1 protein-coding gene and 1 pseudogene are annotated in these 923 nt (G+C 63.6%); both read right to left on the reverse strand.

What is annotated here, in order from left to right:
• Positions 1-292 (reverse strand): annotated as a pseudogene (locus C6W91_RS21155) (cytochrome C); the annotation flags it as partial.
• 2 nt (positions 293-294) lie between these two features.
• A partial coding sequence (locus tag C6W91_RS21160) for a cytochrome c (protein WP_370571613.1) occupies positions 295-923 on the reverse strand: 629 nt, incomplete at its 5' end.

Here is a 923-nt window from a genome sequence, read left to right on the forward strand (position 1 = left end):
CGGCAGTCCAGCCGCCGATGCCATGTTCGGGATCGGTGGTCAGGTTCGGCGGATAGAAGGTGCCGAAATCCGTCTTCAGCGGCGCCCCTCCGGCCAGCGGGGCGCCGCCCGCTTCGAAATTCGAATGACAGGCGATACAGCCGCTGGCACGTGCCAGGTAAGCACCCCGGTTAACGTCGCCCTCCGTCGTGATCGGCTTCGGAGCGCTGCCGACCGGCCACGCGATCACCGCGGTCAGGACAACGGCAACACATGCCGCCGCCCCGCCAGACAAAAATGCGACCCGGCGCATGCTCAGTGGTCTTCCGCCCGGAACCGGGAATGACAGGCCGAGCAGACCTGTGTCGTCATCGCAAAGGCCGCATCCGCAGGCATCACGGCGATATCTTCTGCGCGCATCATCCCAGCACCGCCGCCCATCATACCGGTGCCTGACCCCATCATGGATCCGTTGCCCATCATCGAACCCGATCCCATTCCGGAGCCATTCCCCATCATCGACCCTGCGCCCATGCCACCGCCACCAGCGACGCCATTCCCGGCAGCGCCCTCCAGGCCCTCGGCGTAGATTTCCAACTGCCGTGCCAGCGCCGCGAACCGATCCCAGTCTGACCAGACCGCATCCTTGGCCTCGGAAGGGGCACCGCCAGACCCTTTCGGGAAAAGATCAGTCAGGGCCTCGCCTGCGTGTTTCTGGAAAATCCGGGCTGTGTTGCGCATGGCAGCGGCATCATAGGTCCTCTCGCCGCGCATCATCGGGGTGACCGCCTTCACGGCATCCCCCATCGCTTCCATCGATTCCATCCGATCCCTGACGATACCCTTGGCATTGCCGTGCGCAAAGGCTGCGACTGCTGTGCCGGTGATGACGATTGCTGCCAGAATGGGTGTTGTCTTCATCGTATCAATACTCCGTTGATGCT

Source organism: Phaeobacter sp. SYSU ZJ3003, assembly GCF_041300735.1.
GTDB classification, from domain to species: domain Bacteria; phylum Pseudomonadota; class Alphaproteobacteria; order Rhodobacterales; family Rhodobacteraceae; genus Phycobacter; species Phycobacter gallaeciensis_A.